This window comes from Micromonospora sp. DT63, from assembly GCF_049841615.1.
Classification (GTDB): Bacteria; Actinomycetota; Actinomycetes; order Mycobacteriales; family Micromonosporaceae; genus Micromonospora.
This window is the reverse complement of sequence record NZ_JBNCKQ010000002.1, coordinates 851,943-864,361: the sequence shown is the minus strand read 5'-3', so window position 1 is coordinate 864,361 and position 12,419 is coordinate 851,943. Positions and strand designations below refer to the sequence as shown.

Annotated in this window: 12 protein-coding genes; 7 read left to right on the top strand and 5 right to left on the bottom strand. The window is 72.6% G+C overall.

Going from position 1 to position 12,419, the window contains the following annotated elements:
* Position 1 precedes the first annotated feature (1 nt).
* On the top strand, positions 2 to 1,486 hold the full coding sequence (locus ACLQ27_RS10845; RefSeq protein WP_357575011.1) for a PrsW family intramembrane metalloprotease: 1,485 nt from the start codon (positions 2 to 4) through the stop codon (positions 1,484 to 1,486).
* 15 nt (positions 1,487 to 1,501) lie between these two features.
* On the opposite strand, the gene ACLQ27_RS10840 is transcribed toward ACLQ27_RS10845, so the two are convergent.
* Both ACLQ27_RS10840 and ACLQ27_RS10835 read right to left on the bottom strand, forming a co-directional pair.
* Complete coding sequence (locus ACLQ27_RS10840) at positions 1,502 to 1,669, bottom strand: hypothetical protein (protein WP_234588321.1); 168 nt, start codon at positions 1,667 to 1,669, stop codon at positions 1,502 to 1,504.
* A 92-nt stretch (positions 1,670 to 1,761) separates the two neighbouring features.
* On the bottom strand, positions 1,762 to 2,100 hold the full coding sequence (locus tag ACLQ27_RS10835; RefSeq protein WP_234588322.1) for a GroES family chaperonin: 339 nt from the start codon (positions 2,098 to 2,100) through the stop codon (positions 1,762 to 1,764).
* Positions 2,101 to 2,205: 105 nt separating this feature from the next.
* On the opposite strand from ACLQ27_RS10835, the gene ACLQ27_RS10830 reads away from it, so the two are divergent.
* Entirely contained in the window at positions 2,206 to 3,570 is a 1,365-nt protein-coding gene (locus ACLQ27_RS10830; protein WP_357494819.1) for an AI-2E family transporter, read from the top strand.
* A 41-nt stretch (positions 3,571 to 3,611) separates the two neighbouring features.
* On the opposite strand, the gene ACLQ27_RS10825 is transcribed toward ACLQ27_RS10830, so the two are convergent.
* A complete protein-coding gene (locus ACLQ27_RS10825) occupies positions 3,612 to 5,801 on the bottom strand; it encodes an ATP-dependent DNA helicase (protein WP_425866565.1) in 2,190 nt (729 codons plus the stop codon).
* 100 nt (positions 5,802 to 5,901) lie between these two features.
* On the opposite strand from ACLQ27_RS10825, the gene ACLQ27_RS10820 reads away from it, so the two are divergent.
* The gene (locus ACLQ27_RS10820) at positions 5,902 to 6,408 is read left to right on the top strand and encodes a DUF402 domain-containing protein (RefSeq protein WP_234588325.1); all 507 of its coding nucleotides are present in this window, start codon (positions 5,902 to 5,904) and stop codon (positions 6,406 to 6,408) included.
* A gap of 12 nt (positions 6,409 to 6,420) precedes the next feature.
* Here ACLQ27_RS10820 and sigJ read toward each other — a convergent pair whose 3' ends face one another.
* Positions 6,421 to 7,386: an RNA polymerase sigma factor SigJ gene (gene sigJ / locus ACLQ27_RS10815; protein WP_357494814.1), complete on the bottom strand. Its 966-nt coding sequence runs from the start codon at positions 7,384 to 7,386 to the stop codon at positions 6,421 to 6,423.
* A 190-nt stretch (positions 7,387 to 7,576) separates the two neighbouring features.
* Here sigJ and ACLQ27_RS10810 point away from each other — a divergent pair, with 190 nt between their 5' ends.
* The 3 genes from ACLQ27_RS10810 (at position 7,577) to ACLQ27_RS10800 (ending at position 10,293) form a co-directional block, all read left to right on the top strand.
* Positions 7,577 to 8,527 carry a PPK2 family polyphosphate kinase gene (locus ACLQ27_RS10810; protein ID WP_425866563.1) on the top strand — a complete coding sequence of 317 codons (951 nt, stop codon included), beginning with the start codon at positions 7,577 to 7,579 and terminating at the stop codon, positions 8,525 to 8,527.
* A gap of 127 nt (positions 8,528 to 8,654) precedes the next feature.
* Positions 8,655 to 9,281 carry a DUF47 domain-containing protein gene (locus ACLQ27_RS10805; RefSeq protein ID WP_110563272.1) on the top strand — a complete coding sequence of 209 codons (627 nt, stop codon included), beginning with the start codon at positions 8,655 to 8,657 and terminating at the stop codon, positions 9,279 to 9,281.
* Between the two features lie 4 nt (positions 9,282 to 9,285).
* Positions 9,286 to 10,293 carry an inorganic phosphate transporter gene (locus ACLQ27_RS10800; protein ID WP_357494810.1) on the top strand — a complete coding sequence of 336 codons (1,008 nt, stop codon included), beginning with the start codon at positions 9,286 to 9,288 and terminating at the stop codon, positions 10,291 to 10,293.
* Positions 10,294 to 10,348: 55 nt separating this feature from the next.
* Here ACLQ27_RS10800 and ACLQ27_RS10795 read toward each other — a convergent pair whose 3' ends face one another.
* Entirely contained in the window at positions 10,349 to 11,317 is a 969-nt protein-coding gene (locus tag ACLQ27_RS10795; protein WP_357575014.1) for a Gfo/Idh/MocA family protein, read from the bottom strand.
* A gap of 207 nt (positions 11,318 to 11,524) precedes the next feature.
* Between ACLQ27_RS10795 and ACLQ27_RS10790 the strand changes: the two genes are divergently transcribed.
* Positions 11,525 to 12,391, top strand: coding sequence for an NUDIX hydrolase (locus ACLQ27_RS10790; RefSeq protein WP_357575015.1), 867 nt, complete (start codon positions 11,525 to 11,527; stop codon positions 12,389 to 12,391).
* Positions 12,392 to 12,419: the final 28 nt, after the last annotated feature.

Here is a 12,419-nt window from a genome sequence, read left to right as displayed (position 1 = left end):
GATGCGGCCGAACCAGCCGGCGGCGGATGGCTACGCTGACCGCATGGCCGACACCCCGCCCGGTGCACCCCTGCCGTCGCCGCCGCACCCGCCGGCGGCCCCGCCCGTCGGCGGGTCAACCGGGATCCCGCCGCGCCGCTTCGGCTGGCTGCGGTTCCTGGTGCTGGCCGGGGTGGTGCTGTTCATCGCGGCGTGCGCGGTCTTCATGGTCATCACCCTCGGCCAGTCGCTGGGCGTACAGGCGCTGCTGGTCGGGGTGGGCGCTGCGATCCTGCCGGTGCCGGTGCTCGTCGCGTGCTTCCTCTGGCTCGACCGCTACGAACCGGAGCCCCTGAAATACCTGATCTTCTGCTTCGCGTGGGGCGCGTTCGTCTCCACCGCCGCCTCGTTGAAGGTGAACGAGTTCGCCGCCGGGCGGTTCGCCGACTGGGGGCTGCCGGACGCGCTGACCGGCGTGCTGGTGGCGCCGTTCATCGAGGAGCTGACGAAGGCGCTCGGCCCGATCCTGCTGCTGGTGTTCCGGCGGCGGGAGTGGTCCGGGATCACCGACGGCCTGGTCTACTGCGGGCTCTCCGCGGTCGGCTTCGCGATGGTGGAGAACATCCTCTACCTGGGCGGGTACGGCTATGCGGCCGGCGCCGACCGGTACGGCCCGGCGACCGGCGCCCAGCAGGTGATCGCCATCTTCATCGTGCGGATCCTCCTGTTCGGGTTCGCCCACCCCCTCTTCACCTCGATGACCGGTGTGGGGCTCGGTGTCGCCGCCCGGACGGCCGACCGGCGGGTCCGGGTGCTCGCTCCGATCGCCGGCCTGCTGCTGGCGATGATGCTGCACGGCACGTGGAACCTGCTGCCGACGCTGACCCAGGCCACCGGCGAGGCCGTGATCATGCTGTACGGCTTCCTGGGTCTGATGGTGCCGGTGTTCTTCGGCGTGGTCGGGCTGGCCGTGTGGCTGCGCGCCTGGGAGGGGCGGCTCACCGAGCGGACGCTGCCCGACTACGTCCGCGCCGGCTGGTTGAGCCCGCCCGAGGTGGCCGCGCTGAGCAGTCTGGGCCGTCGGCACGCCGCCCGTAGCTGGGCACGCCGGGTCGCCGGGGACGCCGGGGTGCGGGCGATGCGCGGATACCAGCTCGCCGCGACCCGGCTGGCCCTGCTGCGCGACGGGACGCTTCGTGGTCTGGACCGGAAGCCCGCTGACCGGGAGCGGACGTTCGCCGAGGAGCGGCAACTGCTGGAGGCGATCACCGCGTACCGGTCGTACTTCGTGGGTCGCGACCCCCAGGCCCCGGTGGGTGTCTGGGACGGCAGCCGTTACCACCTGCGCTTCCCGGACGGTACGCAGCGACCGGTGGACGCGCCCGACGAGCCGGTCGTGCCGATCCCGGTGGTGCTCGCCCCGCCGCCGCCTCCGATGGGCTACGCGCCGCCCAACTGGCACGGTCTGCGCCCCGCAGCGCCGTGGCCGCCGCCCGGTCACCCCTGACGGCGGTCGGCGGGCTCAGGTCATCAGCGTGGTGAGGAAGTCACCGAGCCCCTGCGCCATCGCGATCAGCGCGGCCCCGATCGCCTTGAACATCTGCGCGGCGCCGTCCGGGCGGAACGCCATGAAGTAGATCAGGAACGCGACGCTGCCCCAGGTCAGCAGTTTCTTCACGAATACCGGCATCGTCCCTCCCCAGGGCCCACGGTCGCCGGCTGGCTTCCCGCGCCACGGGCTGGCAAACGGCGCGGTGGCGTCCGCCGGCCAGGGGAGGTGCGTCAGAGATAGAGACCTGTGGAATCGTTCTCGATCCGCTCGGCGGCCACGGCGTGCACGTCGCGCTCCCGCAGCAGCACGTACCCGCGGCCGTGCAGCTCGACCTCGGAACGGTCGTCCGGGTCGAAGAGGACCCGGTCACCGGAGACGATGGCGCGGACGTTCGGCCCCACGCCGACCGCGGTGGCCCACGCGAGGCGCTTGCCGACCGCGGCGGTCGCCGGGATGACGATGCCCGCGGTGGAACGGCGCTCGCCCTCGCTGCCGTCCATGCGTACCAGCACGCGGTCGTGCAGTAGGCGGATCGGCAGGCCGGCGTCGAGATCGTTGTCGGCGGTCACGCCGCAGAGGCTACCGTGTGGCCGACGGGGGCCGGCCGGTGGTTACGCAGGAGATGGTCGGGGCAATGTGTGGCTGAACTGTCCTACGGTGTCGGGAACGGACGTATGCTGTCCGACCTGTCGCCGTGGGCGGGCCGGGTTTTCTGCCAGGAGGTGCGTTTGAGCCGCTTCGAGCGGGTACGCGGGCGGCTTCGCCGCGCCTACCAGTCACGACAGGAGTCGACGCGCGTCGACGAGGGCACGTTGAGTGAGGAGTTGAGCGACGTGTCGGGGGCGGCCGGTGTGGCGTCGCCGGCGGTGCCGGGGCCGACCGCAGCACCGAGCGCCACCGTCTACGGCGCGGATGCTGCGGCGGAGCTGCACAGCTCCACCGCCAGCCGGGACGACGCCGACGTCCCGCACGGGCTGCGGATCGCCGCCGCGTGGTGCTGGCGGCTGATCGTGATCGGTGTGGTGGCCTGGGCCCTGCTCAGGATCGTCGGCACGATCAAGATCGTGATCATTCCGCTGGCCATCGCGCTGCTGCTCTCCGCGTTGCTCGCGCCAGCGGTGGGCTGGCTGTTGCGGGCCCGTTTCCCCCGGTCGCTGGCGACGGCGGTGGTGCTGGTCGGCGGCCTGGTCGCAGTCATCGGCACGCTGACGCTGGTGGTCAACGAGTTCATTCGCGGCGTACCCGAGCTGAGCGAGAAGTCGTCGGAAGGCGTCCGGCAGATCCAGAACTGGCTGAAGACGGGTCCGCTGCACCTCTCCGACACCCAGCTCGACCGCTACATCGACGAGGCGCAGGCCTGGATCAACGACAACACCTCGAAGTTCACCAGCGGTGCGCTGAGCACCGCGGCGACGCTGGCGGAGGTGCTGACCGGCACGCTCCTGGTGCTCTTCGCGACGTTCTTCTTCCTGCGCGACGGCAACCGGATCTGGCGGTTCCTGGTCCGGTTGCTGCCGGTGGCCGCCCGGTGGAAGGTCGACGACGCCGGCCGCGCCTCCTGGCAGACCCTCGTCGCGTACGTCCGCGCGACGGTGCTTGTCGCCTTCATCGACGCGGTCGGTATCGGCATCTTCCTGGTCATCTTCGACGTGCCGTTCGCCTTCCCGCTGGCGGCGCTGGTGTTCCTCGGCGCGTTCATCCCGATCGTCGGCGCGGCGCTCTCCGGCGGCGTGGCGGTGTTGGTGGCGCTTGTCGACAGCGGCCCGGTCACCGCGTTGATCATCCTCGGAGCGGTGATCGGCGTGCAGCAGATCGAGGGGCACGTGCTTCAACCGCTGATCATGGGGCGGGCGGTCGCCCTCCACCCGCTCGCGGTGATCATCGGCATCGCCGCCGGCGTGGTGCTCGCCGGCATCACCGGCGCGCTGGTCTCGGTGCCACTGATCGCCGTGCTGAACACCGCGGTCCGCCGACTGGCCGCCCGCACGGTCCCGGACACCCCACCCGACGCCGTGGTGGTAGCCGCGCAAGCCCCCTGACCCTTCTCCGCGGTCTTGGGGCAGGGGTGGGGCGTGTTGGGTCAGGTTGTGGCTAGGCGTTGCAGGGCGCCGCGGGCTACCTCGGGGCGGGTCGTGTACCAGAACGGGGGCAGCGAACGGCGCAGGAACGGCCCGTAGCCGCGCGCCGTCTCCAGCCGCGAGTCGAGCACCGCGACGACTCCCTTGTCGCCGGTCGCCCGGATCAGCCGGCCCACTCCCTGCGCCAGCCGGACCGCCGCGATCGGCACGCTGACCGCCGCGAAGCCGGAGCCACCACCCGCGTCCACGGCAGCGGCGCGGGCCGCCGCGAGGGGTTCGTCCGGCCGGGGGAAGGGCAGCCGGTCGATGACCACGAGCTGGCAGGCGTCGCCCGGCACGTCCACCCCCTGCCAGAGCGACATCACCCCGAACAGGCAGATGGACCGCTCCTCACGGAACCGGCGCACCAGCAGCGGCAGCGCCTCCTCGCCCTGCAACAACACCGGCAGATCGGTCCGCGCGCGCAGCAGCTCCGCCGCCTGCGTCGCGGCCCGCCGGGAGGAGAACAGCCCGAGAGTACGACCACCGAGCGCCTCGACGAGCCCGAGCAGCTCCTCCCCGGCCGCGTCCGGCAGCCCGGAGACGCTGGGCCGGGGCAGGTGCGCGGCGACGTACAGGATGCCCTGCCGGGCGTAGTCGAACGGCGAGCCCACGTCCAGCGAGCGCCAGCCCGGCCCCTCGGTCGCTGGGATGGTGGCGGGATCGGCCAGCCGGCGGCCCGGTGTCTCGGCGGCCGGGCGGCCCGAGCCGGTGCGGGCGGCCAGCGAGGCGGCGGCCGGCGACGCGGGGACCGGCGGCGCGTCCAGGCCGAGGGCGCGGGCCACCGTGTCGAACCGGCCGCCGAGCGCCAGGGTGGCCGAGGTGGCCACGACGGTGCGTTCGTCGTACAGGTGGGTGGCGAGGGTGCCGGCGACCGACAGGGGCGCGACCACCAGGGCCCGTCGGCTGCCGCTGTCGTTCTTCTCCACCCAGGCCACGTCGTGGTCGGCCTCTTCGAGGAGCCGCTGGGCGGTGGTGGAGAGCTCGTCCAGCGCGGCCTTGGCCTGCTGCTTGCGGACCGGGTCGGGATCGTCCGACTTGACCTCGCCGATCGCGTCCAGGGCGGTGCGGGTGGCCGCGTCGAGCAGCGTGCACGCCTCGCGCAGCGGCGTCGGCAGGCCGGCGGTGAGTCGACCGGCCGGGGCCTCGGCCAGCCCGACGGCGAGGGCGTCACCGGCGGCGGTGAGCGCGTCGGCGGTCTCCGGCCGCAGCAGCGTACGGGCCCGCCGGGTGGTCCGGTCGATCAGCTCCGGCACCAGCTCGGCCTGCGCCGCCGAGGAGACCCGGTCGGCCAGCTCGTGTGCCTCGTCGACGATGAGCAGCTTGTGCGGCGGGACGATGTGCCGGTCGGCCAGCATGTCGACCGCCAGGAGGCTGTGGTTGGTCACCACGATGTCGGCCTCCCGGGCGCGGGCCCGGGACGCCTCGGCGAAGCACTCCGCGCCGAACGGGCAGCGGGTCGCGCCGACGCACTCCCGCGACGGCATGGAGACCAGCCGCCACGCCTGGTCGTCGACGCCCGGGTCCAGCTCGTCGCGGTCGCCGGTGTCGGTCTTCTCGGCCCAGTCGCGCAGTCGCTCGATCTGCTTTCCCAGCCGGCCCGCCTCGCCGAGCCACTTCGTGCCGCCGCCGGGGCGGGCGGCCGGGGCGTCGAAGAGGGTCTCCTCCGGCTCGTCCGCGGTGGAGTTGTCCAGCCGGGCCAGGCAGAGGTAGTGGTGCCGGCCCTTGAGCACCGCGAACGTGGGGCGGCGGCCGAGCAGCGGCTCGACGGCGTCGGCCAGCCGGGGCAGGTCGTGGTCGACGAGCTGGGACTGCAGGGCCAGGGTGGCCGTGGACACCACCACCGGGCCGTCCACGGTGAGGGCCGGCGCGAGGTAGGCCAGCGACTTGCCGGTGCCGGTGCCCGCCTGCACGAGCAGGTGCTCACCGCTGGTCACGCACTCCTCGATGGCGGTCGTCATCTGCTGCTGGCCGGGCCGCGCCGTGCCGCCGGGGACCGCGCCGACCGCCGCCGCGAGCAGGTCCGTGCCGCTGGGCCGGGCACCACGCCGCCGGCTCCCGCCGCGGGCCGACGGGGTGGCGGAACCGGTGGCGGTGCGGGGCGGAGTCACCGTGCGACGGTACCCGCCGCCGCCGACACCGACCGTGCCCATCCGCCCGCGTGGCGCGGACCACCCATCGACCCCGCTGGTCCACCCCGTCCGGTTACGGCCGTGCTACGACGCGTGGGCAGTATCGGTTAGGGTGCGAATCATGCCGAGCGACGTGGTCCGAGTGATCTACCGCAAGTACGACGGCAGCGCGCACCGTGACTACCCGGCCCGTCGCCTCGCGGAGGACGACCTCGGCATCTGGCTGGGCGTCCCCTTCGGCACCGAGTCGGTCTACCACGGCCGGCCGTCGGTGGAGAAGATCCCCTTCGTTCTGCTGGTCCCGCACCACGCCTGGTGGACGTGCATGTTCAACCCGCCGCCACGGACCAGCGAGGTCTACTGCGACATCGCCACCCCGGCCCGCTGGGAGTCCGACGACACCGTCCACCTGATCGACCTCGACCTGGACGTGGTCCGGCGACGGGCCACCGGTCTGGTGGAGCTGCTCGACGAGGACGAGTTCGCCGAGCACCGGGCCCGTTTCGGCTACCCGCAGGACGTGGTGGTCGAGGCCGAGGCGGCGGCCCAGTGGCTGTACGGCGCCCTCGGCGACGGCACCGAGCCGTTCGCCACCTCGTACCGCAAATGGCTGGCGCTGGTGGTCTGAGCCGGCGCGGGCTCACCAGCGCGGCGGCCACGTGTCGTCGTCGCCCAGCGGCGGCAGGCCGGCCAGCTTCTCCGGGTTGAGCTGGTTGAAGATGCCGGTGATCCGGCCGCCGTCGACCGAGAACGCGGTGACCAGCCGGATCGGCCGCCCGTCGCTGTGCGCCGTCTCCAGCAGCAGGCCGAGGACGCCGTCGACGAGCACTGGGCGGGACCGCATCCGTCGCGCGTACCGCCCGGTCCGGCCGAACAGGCCGAGCGTGAAGCGGCCCACCGTGTCCGCGCCGACCACCGGCCGGCGGGCCGTCGGGAAGTGCCCGCCCGAGTCGCCGATCAGGACCACGTCCGGCGCGAGCACCCGCAGCAGCGGATCCAGCTCGCCGGACTCGGTGGCGGCCACGAACGCCGCGAGGACGCGTCGCTGCTCGGCCGGGTCGGCGGTGTGCCGGGGCGCGTCCGGCGCGGCGACGGCCCGGCGGGCCCGGGAGGCGAGCTGCCGGGCGGCCACCTCGCTGGTGCCGAGGACGTCCGCCACCCGCGCGAACGGCACCGCGAACACGTCGTGCAGCACGAACGCGAGCCGCTGTTCGGGCGCGAGGCGTTCCAGCAGCACCCGCAGCGCCGTGCCGACCTGGTCGGTGCGGACGGCGTGTTCGGCGGGGTCGGGGGCGTACCCGCCGGTGGGCGGCCCGCCGTCCAGCGGGCTCACGACCGGTTCCGGGAGCCACTGCCCGGGGTACGCCTCGCGGCGGACCCGCGCCGAGCGCAGCACGTCCAGGCAGAGCCGGGCGCAGGTGGTGGTCAACCAGGCGGAGAGATCGCGGATCTCGGCGCGGGCGGCCGGGTCGGCGAGCGCCCCGGCGTAGCGCAGCCAGGTCTCCTGCACCGCGTCCTCGGCCTCGCTGCGGCTGCCCAGCATCCGGTGGGCCACCGCGAGCAGCCGGCCCCGCTCGGCCTCGAACTCCGTCGCCAGGTCCCGCACGACCCACCACCCTCCCCCGAGCGCCACGTGCCTGGCGTACATCCTGCAACCAACCGGACGCGCCGGCGGCCCCGGACGTGACGGCGGGCCTGTGGCGCATCGAGCGGCCTCGACGCGATAGGGGGCGTCGGCGGCTGCCGTCGGCGGGCCTCGACGCGCGGATGGCCGGCGGGTGGGCGATGATCCGAGGATGAGCGAACCCCGGCAAGGGCAGAGCGGAGCTGTCGTGGCGCCGGACGGCGGGTCGGTGCGGGACCTGTTGCGGGTGACCGCGCCGGTGGATCTCGCCGCCATCGATCCCCGGTCCACGCCCGGCCTGCCGCCGCCGGACGTCATCGGCGAGCACCGCAAGACCTGGGCCCGTGCCCAGGTGGAGCTGGTCGGCGAGGAGTTGGGCCGGCAGCAGGAGATGCTGTTCGCGATGGCCAAGGCGGAGTCGGCCCGGCCGGCGCACCGGGTGCTGCTGGTGCTCCAGGCGATGGACTGCGGTGGCAAGGACGGCACGATCAAGCGGGTCGCCGGCGCGATGAACCCCCTGGGTCTGCACATCCGCTCGTTCGGTCCGCCGACGCCGCAGGAGCTGCGGCACGACTTCCTGTGGCGGATCCGCCGCGCGCTGCCGCCGCCCGGGTACGTGGGGATGTTCAACCGCTCACACTACGAGGACGTGTTGATCGCCCGGGTCGGGTCGTTGGTGCCGGAGCCGATCTGGCGGGCCCGCTACGACCAGATCAACGCCTTCGAGCGGGAGCTCGTCGACGACGGGGTGACAGTCGTGAAGGTGATGCTGCACATCTCGTACGCCGAGCAGGGCGAGCGGCTGCTGGAACGGCTCACCGATCCGCGCAAGCACTGGAAGTACAACCCGTCGGACGTCGACTCCCGCGCGCAGTGGGACGACTACCAGGCCGCGTACGCCGAGGCGCTGAGCCGGTGCGGCACGGACGCCGCGCCGTGGTTCGTGGTGCCGGCGGACCGCAAGTGGTATCGGGACTGGGCGGTCGCCCACCTGCTGCGGGAGACGTTCGACACGCTCGATCTGGGGTATCCGCCTGCCGATTTCGACGTGGCGCGCGAGCGCGAGCGGTTGGCCGCTGGGGGTGCGGAGACGGTTGGGACGCCCGAGATGAACAGCAGGTGAACGAGCGGTGAATGTGGCCTGGCCAGGGGTGGGCCGGCGAAGTTGCGGTTCTGGCGTTTTCTAGCATTCACCGAGCGGACGCCTTCGGACGCCGCCACCCTTCCACCGACGCGACGAGGTCTGTGCTGTGAAGTTTTCCTTCCGCCCCACCGAGGGCGCCTTCTACGAGCTCTTCACCAGGGCCGCGCAGAACCTGGTCCGGGGCACCGCGTTGTTGAACGAGCTGGCTCTGCCCGGTGTCGACGTGCAGTCGGTCAGCGAGCGGCTGACCGAGGTCGAGCACGACAGCGACCAGATCACGCACGATCTCTACAAGAAGATCAACTCGACCTTCATCACGCCGTTCGACCGGGAGGACATCTACCGGCTCGGCTCGCTGCTCGACGACGTGATGGACCACCTGGAGGCGGTCGGCGACCTGCTGTACCTGTACGGGCTGACCGAGCTGCCGGCGCTGCCGCGGGAGCTGCACGAGATGGTCAACGTGCTCGACCAGCAGGCCAAGCTGACGGCCGACGCGATGCCCCGACTGCAGTCGATGAAGGATCTCGAGGACTACTGGATCGAGTGCAACCGGCTGGAGAACGAGGGCGACCGGATCAACCGGCAGCTGCTCGTCCGGCTCTTCTCCGGTGAGTACGACGCCCTGACGGTGCTCAAGATGAAGGAGGTCGCCGACGAGCTGGAGGCTGCCTGCGACGCCTTCGAGCACGTGGCGAACACGGTCGAGACCATCGCCGTCAAGGAGTCCTGAGCCGGTGTCCCCTGAACTCATCGCCGTGCTGGCGGTGATCGCGGTTGCCCTGGCGTTCGACTACACCAACGGCTTCCACGACGCTGCCAACGCGATCGCGACAAGCGTCTCCACCCGGGCGCTGACACCCCGGATCGCCCTCGGCCTCGCCGCGGTCGGCAACTTCATCGGCGCGCACTTCGGTGCCGGGGTCGCCAAGACCGTCGGCGACGGCCTGGTCACGCTGCCCACCGGGGTGAGCAGCCTCGGGGTGGTCTTCGCCGGGGTGCTCGGCGCCATCGCCTGGAACCTGATCACCTGGTACTTCGGCCTGCCGTCGTCGTCCTCGCACGCGCTCTTCGGCGGCCTGGTCGGCGCGACCCTGTTGTCCGCCGGCGGCATCGTGCAGTGGGGCAACATCGGCGAGAAGGTCATCCTGCCGATGGTGCTCTCGCCGATCGTCGGCCTCACCCTCGGTTATCTGCTGATGCTTGCGATCCTCTGGCTGTTCCGTAACGGGCAGCCGGGCAAGCTCAACCGGGGCTTCCGCCACGCGCAGACCGTTTCGGCGGCGGCCATGTCGGTCGGCCACGGCATGCAGGACGCCGCCAAGACGATGGGCATCGTGGTGCTGGCGCTCTACACCGGCGGTTTCCAGGAGAGCAAGACGCACATCCCGGGCTGGGTGTTCTGGACGTCGGCCACCATGCTGGCGCTCGGCACGTACGCCGGTGGTTGGCGGATCATCCGCACCCTCGGCCGCAAGATCATCGACCTCGGGCCTCCGGAGGGCTTCGCCGCCGAGACGGTGGCCAGCGCGGTGCTCTACTTCAACGCCCTGGTGCTGAAGGCGCCGATCTCCACGACCCACACGATCACCTCGGCGATCATGGGTGTGGGCGCCACCAAGCGCCTCTCCGCGGTCCGCTGGAACGTCGCCGGCAACATCGTGATCGCCTGGATCATCACGTTCCCGGCGGCGGCGCTTATCGCCTGCCTCACCTACCTGGTGATCCGGCCGCTCTTCGGCTGACCTTCGGAAAGGGCCCCTCGTCACGGTCTCACCGTGGCAAGGGGCCCTTCGCCGTTCAGACGTACCGCACGCCGATCTGCTCGCGCACCGTGTCCAGCAGGGTCATCACCTCGAGCGTCGTGGTGTGCGGCACCAGCGGACTCTCGGTCAGCCCGGCGGCCAGGCACCGCTGGACCTCGATCGCCTCGTACTGGTAGCCGTTGCCGACCTCCGCACCGGAGATCGTCTCGGGCTCGAAGCCGTCCCGGTGCAGGGTCAGCGAAGCCGGCCGGAAGAACGGCTCCGGCAGGTCGATGCGGCCCGCGCTGCCGGTGATCGAGGCAGCCAACGAGCTCGCCCCGACCATGCCGCAGCTCAGCGTCGCCACCGCCCCGCTGTCGTAGCCGAACAGGATGCCGGTGTTCTCGTCGGTCCCCTCCGGGCCCAGGTGCGCCCAGGAGCGGATGTGCTGCGGCACGCCCAGCAGCAGGTGCGCGAGGCTGATCGGGTAGATCCCCAGGTCGAGCAGGGCGCCCCCACCCAGCGCCGGGTTGCGCATCCGGTGCTCCGGCGGGAACGGCCCGGCCACCCCGAAGTCGGCCCGGACGTTGCGCACCGTGCCGATCGCGCCCTCGGCGATCAGCTGGACCGCGCGGAGGATGAGCGGGTTCGTCCTCATCCACATGGCCTCCATCAGGAAGACCCCCGCGGCGCGCGCGGTTTCCACCAGCTCGGTGCTGGTGGCCAGTTCGAGGGTGAACGGCTTCTCCAGCAGCACCGCCCGGCCGGCGGTCAGGCAGGTCAGCGCCGCCTCGTGGTGCGCGGCGTGCGGGGTCGCCACGTAGATCACGTCGACCTCCGGATCGGCGGCCAGCTCCACCCAGGAGCCGTATGCGCGCTTCGCGCCGTACGTGTCGGCGAACCGCTGCGCGCTGTCGGCGGAGCGGGAGCCGACCGCGACCAGTTCGGCGTCCGGCACCAGCCGGAGGTCTTCGGCGAAACGGCTGGCGATGTGGCCGGTGGCCAGGATGCCCCAACGAGTCATGCCGGAACGCTAACCCCTGTGCCGGCGGGGCGAACGCCGCCCCTCGCTGCCCCGGCCACCCCCCGGGTTCCCTTTGCTCTGCTTCAGCCCAGGCAACACCGACGGGCCGTTTCTGTCGCCTCCGCTGAAGCAGAGCAAAGGGGTTGAGCTGAGCATGGGTCAGCGGCGGCCCGGCAGCGTGGTGTGGCGGCGAACTAGGCTCGCGGCATGACGATCGACAGTGACGGCTTCATCGCGCCCGCCGCCCTGGTCGAGCACGCCCGCCGGTTCCGGGCCGAGGGCGGCACCCCGGCGACGCCGCGCGTCGCCGCCACCGTGCTGCTGCTGCGTCCGACCGACACCGACTTCGAGGTGTACGTCATCCGCCGCGTCGCCGCGATGACCTTCGGCGGGATGTACGCCTTCCCCGGCGGCGGGGTGGACCGCTCCGACTCGGAGGCGCACGTGGACTGGGCCGGCCCGACGCCGACCGAGTGGGCGGACCGGCTCGGGGTGGCCCCGGACGCCGCCCAGGCGATCGTCTGCGCCGCCGCCCGGGAGGTCTTCGAGGAGGCCGGCGTGCTGCTCGCCGGCCCGGCCCCGGCCGCCGCCGGTGGGCTCCCCGCCGAGGCGCATCCGACGGTGGTGGGTGACGTCAGCAGTGACGACTGGGAGGCGGCCCGGCAGGACCTGGAGGGGCGTCGGCTGGGCTTCGCGGCGCTGCTCGCCGACCGTCAGCTCACGCTGCGGTCGGATCTGCTGCTGCCGTGGAGCCGCTGGATCACCCCGGAGTTCGAGCCGCGCCGCTTCGACACGTACTTCTTCGTCGCTCTGTTGCCGGCGGGGCAGCGGACCCGCGACGTCTCCGGCGAGGCCGACCACACCCTCTGGATCCGTCCGGCGGACGCGCTGGCCCGCGCCGAGGCGGGCGAGCTGACCATGCTGCCGCCGACGGTGGTCACGCTGGCCCAGGTGGCGGCGGCCGGCGACCTGGCCGGGGTGGCGCGGGCGGCGGCCGACCGGGACGCCGCCACGCCGATCACTCCGCGCCTGGACCTCCCGGCCGACGGCGAGCCCCGCTTCGTGCTCGGCTGACTCGGCCGGCGGCCCGCCGTATCCCTGG